The following is a 15,712-nucleotide window of genomic DNA, read 5'->3' on the forward strand; positions in this document are numbered from 1 at the left end:
CACCAAGGCCGTCGGCAAGGGGACGGGGCTCGGCCTTTCCCAGGTCATTGGCTTCGCCAAGCAGTCGGGCGGGGACATCGACGTGGCCAGCGTCGTCGGGCGCGGGACGACCTTCACGCTCTACCTCCCGCAGGCCGAGCGGCCGGTCGTTGAGACCGAGGATGCGGCGGTCCGGGACGACGAGGATTCCGACCCTGCCGGCCTGTGCGTCCTGGTCGTCGAGGACAACGTCGAGGTCGGTCGCTTCTGCACGCAGGTCTTGCGCGACCTCGGGCACGGCTCGCTCCTCGTCCCCTCGGCGGAGGCCGCCCTGGCCGAGATCGAGGCCGTCCCCTTCCGCTTCGACGCCGTGTTCTCGGATGTGGTGATGCCGGGCATGGGCGGGCTCGAACTCGCCAGGCGCCTACGGGCCCTGCATCCCGAGTTGCCAGTCATCCTCACGTCCGGTTACAGCCACGTGCCGGCGCCGGACGACGCCGAGAGCTTCGACCTGGTGCGGAAGCCCTACTCGGCCCATCAGTTGGACGCCGCCCTGCGGTCGGCGGCGCGTCGCCGGCAACAGCCGCATCGCGCCGAGGCCGCTCCGTCCTGACCGGCAGGCACCGGTTCCCCGGACGCTGCCGGGCTTCGGCGCGACCGGTACCGCCTTTCAGGCCGAGGCGTGGCGATGCCGGGCGACGACGCCGCGCAGGGCGCGGGCGACCTGCTCCGCCGAGTAGGGCTTGCGCACCAGCTCGAAGCCGTGGGCGTCGTCCCGGGCCAGGGCATCGCTGTAGCCCGTGGTCAAGATCACCGGCAGCCCGGGATGGTTGGTCCGCAGGCGCTGCGCCAGCGCGACCCCGCCGATGCCCGGCATGACCACGTCCGAGAAGACCGCGTCGAAGCGGGACGGCGTCCGTTCCACCTCGGCGAGGGCCGCCTCGGCGTTGTGTGCCCAGACGGTGCCGTGGCCGAGATCCTCCAGGAGCTGCGTGCAGAAGCGCCCGACGTCGAGGTTATCCTCCACCACCAGCACGCACAGGCCGCGCTCGTCGTCCTCGGCCTCCGCCCCGGGCGATCCGGCGTCGTTGGCCCCGGCGGGAGGGTCCACGTGCGGCAGGTACATTGTGAACGTCGTGCCGCGCCCGACCTCGCTCGCCACCTCGACGTCGCCGCCGGACTGCTTGGCGAAGCCGATGACCTGGGAGAGGCCGAGCCCGGTGCCCTTGCCGGTCTCCTTCGTCGTAAAGAAGGGCTCGAAGATCCGGTCGAGCACGCCGGGCGGGATACCCGCGCCCTCGTCGCTGACCGAGACCGCGGTGAACGGGCCGGGCGCGCCGGCGTGGCCGCGGATGCTCGGCAGCGGTCCGCCGCAGACGAGACGTAAGGTCAGCCGACCCTCGCCGTCCATCGCGTCGCGGGCGTTGACAGCGAGGTTGATCAGCGCCGTCTCGAACTGGCCGGGGTCCGCCCGCACGTGGCAGGACCCGTCCGGTACCTCGACGGCGAGGCGGATGCGTACGCCGGTCACCGCGTTCAGCATGTCGGCCACGCCGCGCAGGCGCTCGCGAAGGTCGAACACCTCCGGCTTGAGCGGCTGGCGCCGGGCGAAGGCGAGGAGCTGGCTCGTCAGCCGGGCGGCGCGGTCGACGGTGTCCGAGACCGCCTCCAGGTAACGGGTGCGCCGCTCCTCGGCGAGGTTGGGCCGGCGCAGGAACTCGACCGACGAGCGGATGATGGTCAGCAGGTTGTTGAAGTCATGGGCCACGCCGCCCGTGAGCTGGCCGACCGCCTCCATCTTCTGGGCGTGCCGCAGCGCCTCCTCGGCGCGGGCGAGCCGCTCCTGGTCTCGAAGCCTGCCGGTGATGTTCTGGGCGTACTGGAAGGCGCCGACCCGCTCGCCCGAGGGGCCCCTCAAGGCCGTGAACTTCAACTCGTAAGAAGGCCGACGCCGCGTCGGGTCGCCGAACTCGCCGATGGCCGTGAACTCCTCGCCGGCCAACGCCCGGGACCACACGGCCCTCGCGGCATCCCGGTGCTCCGGATTGCTCGCCAAGAGGTCGAGAAGACCATCACCGACCTCCGGACGGACGCCGTAGATGTCCTCGAACTCGTCCGCGTAGGCGCGGTTGACGGCAAGCAGCCGGTAATCGGGGTCGAGGGCGGCGACGAGCGCGTCGGTCGTCTCGAACACGTCGGCCCAGAGCTTGCGCTGGGCCAGCGCCGCCTCGACGCGCCGCTCCAGAGTCTCGTTGACCTCGCGCAGCCGCGCCTCGGCCAGCTTGCGGTCGTGCACGTCCTCGACGACGCCGTACCAGCGGAGGATGGCCCCGGTCCCGTCCCGCCGCGGACGCGCCCGGGCCCGCATCCAACGGTACTCGCCGGTGGCGGCCACGCGGATACGGTAGTCGACGTCGACGGGCTCGCCGGACGAGAGTGAGGCCGCGAAGACCGTCATCGTCCACGGCACGTCTTCGGGGTGCAGGGCCTTGGCCCAACCAGCCCCGTCCGGTTCGCCCGAGGCCTGGCCGGTCAGTTCGAGCCATCGCTTCGAGTAGGAGGTGATGTTGCCGCTCGGGTCGCAGGTCCAGGGCACCTGCGGGTTGAGCTCGACCGTATGCCGGAAGTGGTCCTCGCTCTCGCGCAAACGCGCCTCGCCGAGCACCCGGTCGGTGGTCTCGGCGGTGACGCAGAACAGGCCGGCGACCGAGCCGGCATCGTCGCGGACCGGCGAGTAGGTGAAGGACCACCAGCTCCGCTCGGGCTGGCCCGTGCGGGAGAGGTCGAGCATCACGTCGGTGAGTGTCTGGCTCTCGCCCACGAGCGTGGCGTCGACCAGGGGACCGATGTCGCCCCAGATGCTCGCCCAGACCTCGCGGAACGGGCGCCCGAGGGCCGTGTCGAGACGGTACCCCAGGATCGGCCGGTAGGCGTCGTTGTAGAAGCAGAGCAGGTCCGGCCCCCAGGCCAGGAACATCGCCGTGGGGTAGGCTAGCATCAGGGAGAGCGCGTTGCGCAACGCCTGCGGCCAGTGTTCGGACGGCCCGAGGGAGGTGGCCGACCAGTCGCGCGCGCGGATCTCCGCGCTGGTCTCGCCGCCGGGCGGCAGGAACGGGAACAGGTCAGCCACGACGTCCGCTGCCCCGCTCGCCGGCGTGTGCGCACCTCGGGCGGCCGACCGGCCCGGCCTTGGCCGCAGGCCGGCCGAACGCCTCCGGCAGACGCTTCGGGAAACGGGGCTTCCGTCCGGACATGGCGGCGGCGTCAACTCCATGAGGTACTCGGTAACTGGCGCGGCGCGATCCGGTTGCCGCCTCGTGCAGCGTCGCGGTCCAGGTTCCGGGGCGTGCGCGCCGTCCCGGTGTGCCGTTGGCCCATCTGCAAAGGGGCCGCCAAGCCTTGCCTACGCCGTTGGAATCCACTTCCAGTGGAACCGGACCCCTCTCCCGCGCCTACCTTTGCCATGGATCGCGCCTGCACCAGCGACACCGAGGCCGCCCGGCTTCGTGCCCTCGACGGCTACCGCCTGCTCGATACGCCGCGCGAGCGCGACTTCGACGAGATCGCGGAGGCCGCCGCCGAGCTGTGCGAGACCCCCATCGCGGTGGTCAACCTCGTCGGCGACGGGCGCCAGTTCTTCAAGGCCGAGGTCGGGCTGGGCGTGCGCGAGACCCCGCTCGACACCTCCTTCTGCGGGCACGCCATCCTGCAGGAGGACTTCCTCTACATCCCAGACGCCACGCGCGACCCGCGCTTCGAGGGCAATCCGCTCGTGACCGGCGAGCCTGGCCTGCGCTTCTACGCCGGAGCCCTGCTGAAGACGGCCGAGGGCCGGCCGGTCGGCACCGTCTGTGTGCTCGACACGAAGCCGCGCGAGCTCAGCGACCGGCAGCGTCGGGGCCTCGCGCGGCTCGCCCGCCAGGCAATGGGCCAGATGGAGCTGCGCCGCGCGCTGCGCGAGCAGGCCGAGCAGCGGCTGCTGCACGAGCGCATCCTCGACAGCGCCGCCGACTACGCCATCGTCGCGACCGACCCCCAGGGCCGCGTCACCCGCTGGAACGCCGGCGCCGAGTTCATCCTGGGCTGGTCCGAGGCCGAGATGCTGGGCGAGCCGGTACATGCCTTCTTCACGCCCGAGGACCGCGCGGCGGAACGGCCGGAGGTCGAGATGCGCCTCGCCATTGAACGCGGCCGGGCGGACGACGAGCGCTGGCACTTGCGCAAGGACGGCGGCCGCTTCTGGGCATCGGGCGAGATGATGCCGCTGCGGACGGAGGGCGGCGAACTCGTCGGCTTCCTCAAGATCCTGCGCGACCGCACCGAGCGGCGCGCCCAGGAGGCGGCGCTGGAGGCGAGCGAGCTGCGCTACCGCTCGCTCGTCGAGGTCAGCCCCCAGGTCGTCTGGTTCGGCGACAAGGCGGGCAACGTCACCTACTGCAACGCCTACTGGTACGACTACACCGGCCTGCCGCGCGGCGAGACCGGCGAGGCGAGCTGGATGGGCGTCATCCATCCCGACCACCGCGAGGCGACCCGCGCGGCCTGGCTCGCCGCGGCCGCGAGCGAGCGGCCCTACGAGGTCGAGTTCCCCCTGCGCCGGGCCGACGGCGCGTACCGCTGGTTCCTGTCCCGCGCGCACCCGGTCCGGGACGAGGCGGGGGTTCTGACGAGCTGGATCGGCACGACCATCGACATCCACGAGCGCAAGGTGGCGGAGGCACGCTTCGAGACGCTGACCGAGCTCGCCCCGTCCATCGTCTGGTTCGGCAACCCGGACGGCGGGCTCAGCTACCTGAACGACCGCTGGTACGCCTACACGGGCCAGACGCCCGACCAGGCGCTGCCGCTCGGCTGGGCCGACGTCATCCACCCCGACGACCTGCCCGGCCTCCAGGTCGCGTGGGAGCGGGCCCGCACCGACGAGACCGTCTACGACACGGAGGCGCGCCTGCGCCGCCACGACGGCGCGTACCGCTGGTTCCTGATCCGGGCAGAGCCGATGCGCGACGCCGGCGGCACCGTGGTCGGCTGGCTGGGGAGCGACAGCGACATCCACGACCGCCGCCAGGCCGAGGAAGACCTGAGGAAGGCGCGCGAGCAACTGCGCCTCGCGGTCGAGGCGACCGGGACCGGCGTGTTCGACTACGATCTCGTCTCGGACGAACTGAGGTGGGACGCCCGCGTCCGTTCCCTCTACGGCCTCACCCCGGATGCCCCCGTCGACCTCGCCGTGCACCTGACCCGCGTGCACCCGGACGACCGCGAACGGGCGGACCAGGCCGTGGCCGCCGCCGTCGACCCGGCCGGGACGGGCATCTACGACATCACCTACCGCACGGTGGCGCCGGAGGACGGCGTCGAACGCTGGGTTTACGCCATGGGCCGGACCCTGTTCGAGGGTGGGCGGCCGGTGCGCCTCATCGGCTTCGCGCGCGACGTCACCGAGGGCGTGCTTGCCGAGCAGGCCCTGCGCGAGACCGAGGAGCGCTACCGCCTGGCCTCGCGCGCGACCAACGACGCGATCTGGGACTGGAACCTGGCCACGAACCACGTCCTCTGGAACGAGGCGCTGCAGGTCGCCCACGGTCACGCGCCGGACGCGGTCGAGCCGACCGGCGACTGGTGGATCACCCACATCCACCCGGACGACCGCGCCCGTATCGACCGATCCATCCACGCTGTCATCGACGGGACCGGGACGGCTTGGACGGACGAGTACCGATTCCTGCGGGCGGACGGCTCCTACGCCGACATCCTCGACCGCGGCTACGTCATCCGCGACGCGCGGGGCCAGGCGGTTCGGATGATCGGCGCGATGCTGGACATCAGCGAGCGCAGGCGGGCCGAGGAGCACCAGCGCCTGCTCACGGGCGAGTTACAGCACCGGGTCAAGAACACGCTCGCGCTCGTCCAGGCCATCGCGGGCCAGACGTTCCGCGACCTCGCGGACCCGGCGGCGGCGCGCGAGGCGTTCTCCGCGCGCCTGATCTCGCTCGGGCGGGCGCACGACATCCTGACCCGGTCGAGCTGGACGCAGGCGCCCATCGCGGAGGTGGTCGAGGGCGCGCTCGCCGTCCATCGCGGCACCGCGGCGAGCCGCATCCGTGCCAGCGGGCCGAACGTGCTGCTCTCGGCCAAGGCCGCCCTCTCCCTCGCGCTGGCGCTGCACGAGCTCGCCACCAACGCGGCCAAGTACGGGGCGCTCTCGAACGAGGGCGGGGTCGTCGACCTGCGCTGGCACGTGGTGCACGAGGGTGAGGCGCCGCGCTTCTGCCTGACCTGGTCCGAGCAGGGCGGGCCGCCGATCCTGACCCAGCCCGCGCGCCGCGGCTTTGGCTCGCGGTTGATCGAGCGCAGCTTCACCGCCGAGGTCGGCGGCGAGGTCAGGCTGACCTACGCGCCGACCGGCCTCACCTGCCGCCTGGAGGCGCCGCTCGCCTCGATGCAGGAGGCCGGGGCCGAGGCGGCGGCTTGAGCACCTGGCCGTCTTCGGTCCCGATGCAAGCCTCGGGGTACGGCGCGGGGAGCGGAACCCTGCCGAGCGGCCGGGCGCTTCCTCCGTCATGGACCAACTCGACGAAACGGTGCGCTCGATCCTGGCGCTCGCGGCCACCTACAAGCCCGGCACCATCATCCGGGCGGAGCGCGTCGTGGACGCCTACCTAGCCGACTTCGACGGCTATCGGGCGCGCCGGGCCGCGATGGATGCCTTGCTCCGCGAGCTCGACCTGCCGGAGCGCCGCACCCGCAACCGAGGCGGCCTGTTCGAACTGATCGAACTGCACCTGAAGCGCCGGCACGGCGAGATCGCGCGCCTGTTCCAGTAGGTCCCCCGAACCTCGCCAGGCGACCCGGAAACGTCCGGCTTCCGGGCCGTGGACCATCGGGGTGAACGATGCTGCTCTTGGAGGCGCTGTGGCGCAGCCTGGGCCGCGAGACGCGGCAACCCGCGAGACGGTTGCCGGTTAAGCAGCATGCGCTCGGATGCGGGCGTGCAACGACCTATCGGGCCGGTTGAGTACGGATGGTCCTGGAGGAAGCGGGTTGGCCGAACCAGAGGAGACGTGTGCGGGAAAGGCCGACCTCAGGCTGCTGCGCGCCGCGGTCGAGGCTTCCGGCGAGGGCATCCTGATCACCTCTGCCGAGCTCGACGAGCCCGGGCCGCGCATCGAGTACGCCAATCCGGCCTTCACCATCATGACAGGCTACGCGGCGCACGAGGTCGTCGGCCGGACGCCGCGCCTGCTGCAGGGGCCCGGCACCGAGCGCGCCGTGCTCGACCGCATGCGCGCCGCCTTGGAGGCCGGCGAGCGCTTCCAGGGTGAGGCGGTGAACTATCGCAAGGACGGCTCGACTTACGTCGTTGAGTGGCTGATCACCCCGGTGCACGAGGCCGACGGGCGCATCTCGCATTGGGTGTCGGCCCAGCGCGACATCACCGAGCGCCGCGCCGGCGAGGACCGGCAGGCCATGATGGTGCGCGAGCTGCACCACCGGGTGAAGAATACCTTGGCGACCGTCCAGGCCGTGTTCAACGCCACCGCCCGCTCCGGTCTCCCGCTTGCCGAGCTCACCCGCGCCTTCTCGGGCCGGATCGCGTCGCTCGCCCGCACGCACGCGCTGATCACCGAGGACCTCGCCCAGGTCGCGTCCTTCGAGGGACTCTTGCGGGCCGAGCTCGACCCTTACGACGAGCGCGGGCGCCTGGCGCTGGAGGGCCCGAGGGTCGTGCTGCCCTCCGAACTCGCGGTGCCGGTCGGCATGGCCCTGCACGAACTCACCACCAACGCCCTGCGGCACGGGTCGCTGGCGGACCCGAACGGACGGCTCCATGTGGCATGGTGGGTGGAGGAAGGCGCGGCAGGTCGCGGCCTGCGCTGGGACTGGCATGAGCACGACGGCCCGCCCGCCGCGCACCCGACGCGCGAGGGCTTCGGCCACCGGCTCCTGAACAAGGTCCTGGCCGCCCAGACCGGAGCGGAGGTTGACGTCGCCTTTGCCCCGGACGGGTTGCGGGTCTCCGTTCGGATGCCGTTGCCCGCGTCACGCCCATGAGTACGAGGCGTCGCGCGACATTGAAGGGAGCCGGGCCGGCTTAGCTTTGCGCCGCGGTTGGTTGCGGACGCATTTCCGCCGACCGCGAGGGTCGCGTGCAACCGGCATCGACGCATGTTCCGGGGTGGAGCTGCGACCGCCGGGCGGACCGCGTTCATCGCGGGTTGCGGTGTGCCCCGGCAGTGACGGTCCCGTCGCCGCCCGGTGGGCGGCGCCCCCGAACCGGTGAAGGCTGATGACAGAGAAGCTCGACGACGCGACGGCAGGGCTGGTCCAGGCCCTTGCCGAGGACGCGGACGCTCCCAATGCGGCGGTGGATCGGATGGTAGAGCGCCTGCGCCGCATGGAGGAGGCCGCCAAGCTGGGCGGCAGCGACCGGCAGACGCTCCAGAAGCTCGCCTCCGCGCGCCGGGTGCTCGGCGACCCGGTAGAGGTCGGGCCCGCCCTGCGGGTGCCGCTCGTCCCGGACTAACCCGTTCAGGCGACCGGCCCGCGCGGCTCCCGCATGGCGGCATGGGCCTGGACGAGAACGTCGAGCGGTAGCCAGGGGCTGCGCGTGCAGACGGCCGCGTCCGGCATCCGGGCCCGGCACGTCTCAGGCGTGCCGGTGCTCATCACCACCCGGATGCCCGGCCTGAACTCACCGGCTTGCCGCGCGAGGCGGTGCCCACCGATCTCACCCGCCAGCGTCGCAGTCGTCAACAGCAACACGAAATCCTTGCCGCCCTCTCGCAGTGCATCAACGGCCGCCGCCCCGTTGGCGCAGACGACCACGTCAAAATCGGTTTCCCCAAGGAGCGTCTCGGCCCGGTCTCGAACTGCCGCGTCCCCGTCGACCACGAGGGCCGCCCGCTTCGATACTGCATTATGCATCAATCCTCCGTTTCCCGCTCAGCGGCGTCGACACGCTCGGCGAGTTGAGCGATCAAACCTTTCCAATCCTCGGGCATACTGTCCCGGAGAAAGTCGTCGTAAGCTTCTTCCAGCCCGTGCCCGACACCGAGCAGGCAGGGATCCTGGGTAGCCGAGGACCAGAAGGGATGCCGCATCTGGCACTGGCGCATGGATGTCCGCTCCGGGCGACGCGTCTCCCGCCGACCCTGGCCTCGTTCGCGTGTGACGGTTTGTCTCCACCAATTGCCGTGGGCAAGATTGGTTTCAGCGCGGCTGGCACGGAGGGGCGCCGATCTCGGCGACGCGACGCAAAGCACATCGCGGCGTTACGACCCCTTTGTCAGGACGGCATCATGTAAATGGAGGCAGTCGCGAGGCCTCTGGTGACGGCCGGTTCGACCGCAGAGGCGGAACCGGCCAGCGGGCGCGAAGGCCGACTCGCCTTCGCCCGGGCGGGCTACGGACCTTTGGTTCGAATGCCTCCGTCCGTATCCTCCGTCCGCGGATCAGGCATCGCGCTTGGAACGCAGGGCGACGACGTTTCCGTCGTGGGCGGCAGGTGCCGCCGGGATCCCGAGCGCGTCGGCGACTTTGAGGGCGAGCTGCTCGCGCTTGAACGGCTTGCCGATGAGCCGAACCCCGTCGTCGAGCCGACCGTGATGCACGATTGAGTTCTCGGTGTAGCCCGACATGTAGACGACCTTCACTTCGGGTCGCAGCGCCCGGATGCGCTCGGAGAGTTCGCGACCGCGGACCTTGCCTGGAAGCACCACGTCGGTGAGCAGCAGGTCGACGGCGGCCGCGTTCGCGCCGAAGACCCGTAGCGCCTCCTCGCCATCCGCGGCCTCCAGCACCCGGTAGCCCAGGTCGGCCAGGATCGCGCAGGCGATCTCGCGCACCGCCGCCTCGTCCTCGACCACCAGCACGGTCGCCGAGCCGCGCGGAAGATCGACCGGCGCACCGGTGCGAACCTGCGCCGCCACCGCGCCGACAGCGCGCGGCAGGTAGAGCTTCACCGTCGTGCCCTCGCCGGGCTCCGAGTAGATCTTCACGTGCCCGCCCGACTGCTTGACGAAGCCGAACACCATCGCGAGACCCAGGCCCGTTCCCTTGCCGTCCGGTTTGGTCGTGAAGAACGGCTCGAAGACGCGCGCCAGCACCTCCGGCGTCATGCCGTGCCCGGTATCGGAGACCGCCACCATGGCGTAGTCGCCCGGCGTCACCTCGGCATGGTGGCGCGCGTACTCGTGGTCCAGCACCGTGTTGCCGAGCTCGATGGTCAGGCGCCCGCCGCCCGGCATGGCGTCGCGGGCGTTCAGCGCGAGGTTCAGGACCGCGCTCTCCAGTTGCGCCGGGTCGGCCATCGCCGGCCACAGCCCCGCGGTCTCGACGTAGCGGACCTCGATGTGCTCGCCGAGCGTCCGCCGCAGCAGCGGGATGAGGTCCGGCATGGTGGCGGCGAGGTCGATAGCGGCGGGCGCCAGCGGCTGCTTGCGGGCGAAGGCGAGGAGCTGGCCGGTGAGCGTGGCGCCGCGCTGCGCCGCCCAGGCCGCGCGCTCGATGCGCTGCTGCAGCCGGGCGTCGTCGGTCAGCTTGGCGCGCACGAACTCCAGGTTCCCGAGGATGACCTGGAGCAGGTTGTTGAAGTCGTGCGCGATGCCCCCGGTCAACTGGCCGATGGCCTGCATCTTCTGCGCCTCGCGCAGCACGCCCTCGGCCTGGGCGCGCTTGGTCATATCGGAGACGGTCAGGACGAAGCCGCCGTCCGGCATCGGGGTGCGGCGGATCTCCAGGTGATGCCCGTCCGTACCGCGGCGCTCGTAGGTGATGGCCTCGCGGGGATTCCGGCTGCCGTGCCGGATCTGGTCCTCGGTCTCAAGGGCGGGCCGGCCAGGTTCCGCCGTGTGCTCGACGAAGGCGCCGTAGGTCGTGGCCGGCCGCAGCATGGCCTTGGGCAGGTCGAGCAGCACCTGGAAGCACTCGTTCCAATTCGCGAGCCTGCGGTCGGGTCCGAACACCGCCACGCCCTGGCTGAGGCTGTCGAGCGTGGTGCGCAGGCGGAGCGCCAGGGCGCGCTGCTCGGCCTCGGTCCGGTAGGAGCGCGACCACGCCTGGTTCAGGAGGCGCGCCGCCCAGAGCAAGGTGAGAACCGCCAGCGCCGAGCCGCCGATGACGAGCCAGCGCACCAAATAGGCGCGGGTGTCGTTCTGGGCGAGGCGCTCGTCGAGCAGGCGCTGCTCGTCGGCCAGGACCGACGCGACCACGGCCTCGGCCTCGCGCATGTCGTTGCGGCCTGTATCGGTGTTGACGATGCGCAAGGCCGCCTCAAGCCCGCCGTCGCGGCGCGCCTGGACCGACTGGGCGAGTTCCTCCAGCTTGTGCTGGACGACGGGTGCCAGGGCCCGAATGCGGTCTTGCTGGACGGCGTTGTCGGCGGTGAGCTTCTGCAACTCGCCTTGCAGGACGCCGATGCGGTCGCGGGCGGCATCGTAGGGGCCCAGGTACTCGTCCCGCCCGGTCAGCACGTAGCCCCGCTGGCCGCGCTCGGCGTCGCGCAGGGCGATGGCGAGGTCCTTGGTCGTGCCGAGCACGCGGTAGCTGTGCTGCGACCACTCGCGGGCGACGCGGGAGGCGTTCAGGCGCTCCCAGGTCACCGCCCCGACCAGCGCCAGGATGGCCACGAGCACGCCGAAGACCAGCAGGTTGGCGCGCGAGACGAGGTAGCGGGTCATCGAGGTTTGGTCTGCGGGTCGCGGTGGTCGGTAGCTCGGCCGCCAGGGGGCGAGGCCCCTCGCGCGTTCGCATCCAATTCAGAATGTGCTGGCATGCGATTGCGGGATTGTTGAGGCCGCGCGTCGACGGAGACGTCAGGCGGCGACTTTGCCACGTCCGCCGCTCGCATCGACCGGGACCGCGGCCCTCGTCTGGTTGCGGCCGCCGGCCTTGGCCTCGTAGAGGGCCGCATCAGCCCGGCGGTAGAGATCCTGCGCGGCGCCCGTCCGGTTGCCAGAAGCGGCCGCCACGCCGATGCTCACGGTCACCGCTCCCGCGCCGATGCCGGCGGAGGGCACAGCGAGCCGCGAGACCTGGTCATGCACCTCCCGCGCGACGCTCACGGCGCCGTGCTCGTCGGTGCCGGGCAGCAGCAACGCGAACTCCTCGCCGCCGACGCGGCAGGCGAGGTCGCCGGGCCGGTGCACGCTCGCGGAGAGGCAGCGGGCCAGCCCCCGCAGCACCTCGTCGCCGACGTCGTGGCCGTAGCTGTCGTTGTAGCGCTTGAAATGGTCGGCATCGACGACGAGCAGCGCGAGCGGCTTGCCCGTCCGCCGTGCGTCCTCGCTCGCCCGGGAGAGGGCATGCTCGAAGCGACGGCGGTTCGCCAGGCCGGTCAGCGCGTCGGTTCGCGAAAGCCGCGCCATCTCGGCGTGCATCTCCGCGCGGCGGCGCAGCTCCCGACCGAACAGCAGCGACAGCGCGATGGTCAGGCCGCACAGGACCAGGACCACCGCGGCGATGCCGAGGGCCTTCACGCGCCACGCAGCCTCGATCTCGCGGGTTGCGAGGGCGACGTTGAGGACGAGTGGAAACGTGCCAACCTGGGTGAAGGCGTAGTGCCGCTCGACCCCGTCGCGGACCGAGGTGCCGACGAAGACGCCGTTCCCCTCGCGCACGAACCGGTCGAAGTTGGGCGTGCCGGCGATGTTCACGCCGATGTCGGCGGCGACGTAGGGGTGGCGCACGATGCGGGTACCCTCGCGCAGGTAGAGGTTGATCGCGCCGTCCCGCCCGAGGCCGATCCGGTCGAAGAGCCGGCTGAAATAGCTGAGCTTGAGGCTGCCGAGCACCACGCCGCCGAAGGAGCCGTCCGGCTTGTCGATGCGACGGCTGAGCACGACGATGGGCGCGCCGGTCAGGCGAGAGACCACGGGCTTGCTGATGTGCAGACCCAGGTCCGGATGGGTCTTGTGCGCCTGGAAGTAGTCGCGGTCGGCGTTGTTGACCTTGCGCGCTGGCAGCGCGGAGGCGTCGAGGACGCTGTCGCCGTTCTCGTCGAGGACGAGCATGACGCCCAGGTCCCTCGCGGTCGCGGCACGGTCGAACAGGATCATCTGGCGCGCCCGCGCGCTCGCCGCCAAGGTCTCGGGCGCGCGCAGGTTGTCGGCCACCGCCTGCAGCGACAGGTCGATGATCTCGATGTTGCGGGCGATGTCGCGCTCGACGACCTGCAGGAGGTTGCGTGAGGTCTGCTCGGCCTTGTCCCAGGCGTCGTGGCGCAGGTCGAGCAGCATCAGCCCGCACATGGCCAGCATGCCCAGGGGCGCCAGGACGCTGAGCGCGACCCAGTTGCGGCCGGAGCGGAAGACGCGCGGCAGGCGGCGCGGCAGGACCATCGGCGGGTTCCCCCAAGCGTTGTCGCTGCTTGGTTTCTGGGGCCCGAGGCCTAACCGGTCATTTCGAACACGCCTCCTGACGGGCCCTCGACGTCGTCGTGCCTAACGCCGCGTTGAGGTCATAGGTTGGATCCTCGTCGATGGGAGCGCCCGGGCGGGCGGACCTGCGTAGCCGTCCGCCGGGACCTGGGCCGCGCCGGTGGCGTTATACGTCCCGCTGTCCCGACCGGAGACCCCGATGCTCAACCCGTTCTACGCCGCGTTCCTGCTCGCCGTTGAGGCGCAAAGGGTCATCGAGTTGCGGCTGGTGCGGATCGCGTGGGGCGGGGCGGAGGCGCAGGCCGAGATGGTGTCGATGGTCTCCGAGAAGGTCGTGGCCGCGATGGAGGCGGCCAACACCTTGATGGCCGGGGGCACCCACGGCCAGGTCATCACCCGCTACCGTGAGCTGGTGGCCGACAACACGCGCCGCCTCTCGGCCTGAACGGCCCCCGGGCGCTGCACAGGCAGGTCGTCCCGCACCGTCGGCGCGGCGAAACTCACGCCTTCGCGGGGTCGTCATACGCGGAGAGACCGGCGCCCGCGATCAGTGCGTCCCATGGGGCGGGCGACGGGAACACCTCGCCGAGGAAGGCCAGGAACGCCTTCACGTTCGGATTGCCGCGCCGGCTCTCCGGCCACAGCGCCGTCACGACCGAGCGCTCGACCGCGAACTCGCGCAGGACCGGCACCAGCGCGCCGCGGGCGACGTACGGGGCGGCGATGTAGGTCGGCGAGATGCCGATGCCGCCGCCGGCCACCAGGATGGCCGCCACCGCGTCGCTGAAGTCCGTCACGATCCCGGCGTCCGGTGTGATCTCCACGACCCGACCGCCGATCCGGAATGGCCAGCGCAGGGCCTGGCCCGTGCTCTGGAAGCGGAAGTTCACGCAGTCGTGGCGGACGAGCTCGTCCGGATGCTCCGGCGTGCCCCGACGTGCGAGATAGTCCGGCGCGGCGAAGGCGCAGAGCCGGTGCGGCGCGAGGCGACGCGAGACGAGGCGGGAATCCGCCAGGTCGCCCACGCGGATGGCGATGTCGATGCCCTCCTCGATCAGGTCGGCGAAGCGGTCGCCCAGGCGCAGGTCGACGGACAGGTTCGGGTAGCGCTCGCGGAAGCGCGGCAGGGCCGGAGCGAGCAGGTGCACGCCGACCGGGAACGGCGCCGTCACCTTCAGGGTGCCGGCCGGCTCGGAGCGGGCGGCCACGGCGGCCTGCTCGATCTCCTCGGCCTCGCGCAGGAGGCGGAGCGCCCGCTCGTGCAGGTCGCGGCCCTCCGGCGTCAGGGTCAACGAGCGCGTGGTGCGGGTGAACAGGCTGATGCCCAGCCGCGCTTCCAGCCGCTGGACGCTCTTGCTGACCGCCGAGGGCGAGATGCCGAGCGAGCGGGCCGCGGCGGTGTAGCTGCCGAGTGAGGCGGAGCGCGCGAAGGCGATGATGCCGGTGAGGCGGTCGAGGCCGATCTGTTCCATAGCGGCATTATTGAAGCGAAAGCCGGCCTGATTATCAAGGCGACGACAACGAGCCATTCTCCTTTTCACAGGCGCCGCAGCGACGCCGGATGAGAAGGCACAGCGTCATGATCAGCACCCTCCAGGACCGCACCGTCGTCGTCTTTGGCGGCACCTCCGGCATCGGCCTCGCCGCGGCCCGGCAGGCCAAGGCGGCGGGAGCCTCGGTCATCGTGGTCGGCTTCAACGCTGAGGGCGCCGAGCGTGTCGCGGCGGAGAACGGCTTCGCTGGCTGGCGCGCCGCCGACGTGACCCGGCCCGAGACCATAGCGGCGGCGCTTGCCGACATCCCCCACGTCGACCACCTCGTCCTGCTCGCCGGCACCTTTGTGGCCGGCAAGGTGCTGGAGGCCGAGGTCGACTACCTGAAGCGGGCGTTCGACGAGCGCATCTGGGCCGCCGTCCACACCCTGCGCGCCCTCGGCGACCGGTTGGCCCGGGATGGCTCCGTCACCTTCATCTCCGGCGCCCTGGCGGATCGCCCCTCGGCACAAGGTACCGCCGTGCTGGCCGCCGCCTCGGCCGCGATGGAGGCGCTCGCCCGCGGCCTCGCGCTCGAACTGGCACCGGTGCGGGTCAACACCCTGTCACCCGGCACCACCGATACGCCGCTCCTCGCCCGCACGCTCGGTGCCCATCGCGACGCCTACGTCGCCGCGCTGACCGAGAAGCTGCCGCAGCGGCGCCTCGGCACGGCCGAGGAGGCGGGTGCGGCGGTCGTCTTCCTGATGAGCAACGGCTTCATGAACGGCGAGACCCTGCACGTCGACGGCGGCGCACGCCTCGTCTGATCGCCCGGACCTGAACCCACCTCCCCCGCACACCGCGTCCCGAAGGACTACG

The 15,712-nt window shown here is 71.5% G+C and carries 13 protein-coding genes; 7 read left to right on the forward strand and 6 right to left on the reverse strand.

Going from position 1 to position 15,712, the window contains the following annotated elements; all coding sequences use genetic code 11:
* Positions 1 to 592 (forward strand): response regulator (locus MFF56_RS29460; protein ID WP_238231976.1); only part of this gene is annotated, 592 nt, incomplete at its 5' end.
* A 57-nt stretch (positions 593 to 649) separates the two neighbouring features.
* On the opposite strand, the gene MFF56_RS29465 is transcribed toward MFF56_RS29460, so the two are convergent.
* Positions 650 to 3,109, reverse strand: coding sequence for a PAS domain-containing protein (locus MFF56_RS29465; RefSeq protein WP_238231978.1), 2,460 nt, complete (start codon positions 3,107 to 3,109; stop codon positions 650 to 652).
* A gap of 333 nt (positions 3,110 to 3,442) precedes the next feature.
* Between MFF56_RS29465 and MFF56_RS29470 the strand changes: the two genes are divergently transcribed.
* From MFF56_RS29470 to MFF56_RS29485, 4 genes are all read left to right on the forward strand, one after another.
* Complete coding sequence (locus MFF56_RS29470) at positions 3,443 to 6,454, forward strand: PAS domain S-box protein (RefSeq protein WP_066921345.1); 3,012 nt, start codon at positions 3,443 to 3,445, stop codon at positions 6,452 to 6,454.
* Positions 6,455 to 6,542: 88 nt separating this feature from the next.
* A complete protein-coding gene (locus MFF56_RS29475; RefSeq protein ID WP_066921344.1) occupies positions 6,543 to 6,806 on the forward strand; it encodes a hypothetical protein in 264 nt (87 codons plus the stop codon).
* A 217-nt stretch (positions 6,807 to 7,023) separates the two neighbouring features.
* Positions 7,024 to 8,034, forward strand: coding sequence for an HWE histidine kinase domain-containing protein (locus tag MFF56_RS29480; protein ID WP_066921342.1), 1,011 nt, complete (start codon positions 7,024 to 7,026; stop codon positions 8,032 to 8,034).
* 235 nt (positions 8,035 to 8,269) lie between these two features.
* Complete coding sequence (locus MFF56_RS29485) at positions 8,270 to 8,506, forward strand: hypothetical protein (protein ID WP_066921340.1); 237 nt, start codon at positions 8,270 to 8,272, stop codon at positions 8,504 to 8,506.
* A 5-nt stretch (positions 8,507 to 8,511) separates the two neighbouring features.
* On the opposite strand, the gene MFF56_RS29490 is transcribed toward MFF56_RS29485, so the two are convergent.
* From MFF56_RS29490 to MFF56_RS29505, 4 genes are all read right to left on the reverse strand, one after another.
* Positions 8,512 to 8,874: a response regulator gene (locus MFF56_RS29490; RefSeq protein ID WP_197430540.1), complete on the reverse strand. Its 363-nt coding sequence runs from the start codon at positions 8,872 to 8,874 to the stop codon at positions 8,512 to 8,514.
* 32 nt (positions 8,875 to 8,906) lie between these two features.
* Positions 8,907 to 9,098: a hypothetical protein gene (locus MFF56_RS29495; RefSeq protein WP_066921336.1), complete on the reverse strand. Its 192-nt coding sequence runs from the start codon at positions 9,096 to 9,098 to the stop codon at positions 8,907 to 8,909.
* A 336-nt stretch (positions 9,099 to 9,434) separates the two neighbouring features.
* Positions 9,435 to 11,660: a CHASE3 domain-containing protein gene (locus MFF56_RS29500; RefSeq protein ID WP_238231979.1), complete on the reverse strand. Its 2,226-nt coding sequence runs from the start codon at positions 11,658 to 11,660 to the stop codon at positions 9,435 to 9,437.
* A gap of 135 nt (positions 11,661 to 11,795) precedes the next feature.
* Positions 11,796 to 13,319, reverse strand: a complete 1,524-nt coding sequence (locus MFF56_RS29505) for a sensor domain-containing diguanylate cyclase (protein WP_066921332.1) — start codon at positions 13,317 to 13,319, stop codon at positions 11,796 to 11,798.
* Positions 13,320 to 13,557: 238 nt separating this feature from the next.
* On the opposite strand from MFF56_RS29505, the gene MFF56_RS29510 reads away from it, so the two are divergent.
* Positions 13,558 to 13,803 (forward strand): hypothetical protein, encoded by a 246-nt coding sequence (locus MFF56_RS29510; protein ID WP_066921330.1) that lies wholly within the window; start codon positions 13,558 to 13,560, stop codon positions 13,801 to 13,803.
* A 55-nt stretch (positions 13,804 to 13,858) separates the two neighbouring features.
* Here the strand turns inward: MFF56_RS29510 and MFF56_RS29515 are convergent, their stop codons facing one another.
* Positions 13,859 to 14,830, reverse strand: coding sequence for a LysR family transcriptional regulator (locus MFF56_RS29515; RefSeq protein ID WP_066921328.1), 972 nt, complete (start codon positions 14,828 to 14,830; stop codon positions 13,859 to 13,861).
* A 107-nt stretch (positions 14,831 to 14,937) separates the two neighbouring features.
* Here MFF56_RS29515 and MFF56_RS29520 point away from each other — a divergent pair, with 107 nt between their 5' ends.
* Positions 14,938 to 15,660, forward strand: a complete 723-nt coding sequence (locus tag MFF56_RS29520) for an SDR family oxidoreductase (protein ID WP_066921326.1) — start codon at positions 14,938 to 14,940, stop codon at positions 15,658 to 15,660.
* The last annotated feature ends 52 nt before the right edge of the window (positions 15,661 to 15,712 follow it).

Origin of the sequence: Methylobacterium hispanicum, assembly GCF_022179285.1 — a bacterium.
Classification (GTDB): domain Bacteria; phylum Pseudomonadota; class Alphaproteobacteria; order Rhizobiales; family Beijerinckiaceae; genus Methylobacterium; species Methylobacterium hispanicum.

Bases quoted from the DNA above. Each gene is read 5' to 3' on its own strand.
- MFF56_RS29470 (WP_066921345.1), top strand. From the start codon at position 3,443: ATGGATCGCGCCTGCACCAGCGACACCGAGGCCGCCCGGCTTCGTGCC.
- MFF56_RS29475 (WP_066921344.1), top strand. From the start codon at position 6,543: ATGGACCAACTCGACGAAACGGTGCGCTCGATCCTGGCGCTCGCGGCC.
- MFF56_RS29485 (WP_066921340.1), top strand. From the start codon at position 8,270: ATGACAGAGAAGCTCGACGACGCGACGGCAGGGCTGGTCCAGGCCCTT.
- MFF56_RS29495 (WP_066921336.1), bottom strand. From the start codon at position 9,098: ATGCGCCAGTGCCAGATGCGGCATCCCTTCTGGTCCTCGGCTACCCAG.
- MFF56_RS29500 (WP_238231979.1), bottom strand. From the start codon at position 11,660: ATGACCCGCTACCTCGTCTCGCGCGCCAACCTGCTGGTCTTCGGCGTG.
- MFF56_RS29505 (WP_066921332.1), bottom strand. From the start codon at position 13,319: ATGGTCCTGCCGCGCCGCCTGCCGCGCGTCTTCCGCTCCGGCCGCAAC.
- MFF56_RS29510 (WP_066921330.1), top strand. From the start codon at position 13,558: ATGCTCAACCCGTTCTACGCCGCGTTCCTGCTCGCCGTTGAGGCGCAA.
- MFF56_RS29515 (WP_066921328.1), bottom strand. From the start codon at position 14,830: ATGGAACAGATCGGCCTCGACCGCCTCACCGGCATCATCGCCTTCGCG.
- MFF56_RS29520 (WP_066921326.1), top strand. From the start codon at position 14,938: ATGATCAGCACCCTCCAGGACCGCACCGTCGTCGTCTTTGGCGGCACC.